The organism is Citrobacter sp. TBCS-14 (assembly GCF_005280805.1).
Taxonomy (GTDB): domain Bacteria; phylum Pseudomonadota; class Gammaproteobacteria; order Enterobacterales; family Enterobacteriaceae; genus Citrobacter; species Citrobacter gillenii.
Window position 1 is genome coordinate 1 of the sequence record NZ_SZWM01000205.1, and the last position, 211, is coordinate 211.

1 protein-coding gene is annotated in these 211 nt (G+C 49.8%); it reads right to left on the minus strand.

Features of this window, described 5'->3' with window-relative positions; translation table 11 throughout:
* Nucleotides 1-211 (minus strand): TRAP transporter large permease subunit (locus FDX22_RS12130; RefSeq protein WP_146717255.1); only part of this gene is annotated, 211 nt, incomplete at both ends.

Here is a 211-nt window from a genome sequence, read left to right on the forward strand (position 1 = left end):
GACGTATTTGTTGTCCGAAATACTGGTGAAGGCTTCGGTGATACGCATCGGCAACTGCATATAGGTCATGACGGCACCGAATGCGGCGGCAAAGCCTATCAGGATCATGACGATCGTGACCGTTTTCACCGTGCGGAACATCAGCTTTGGCAGCTCAGACCATTTATAGTCACGATAGATAAACATGGTGACAAAGAAGGCCCACAGACAG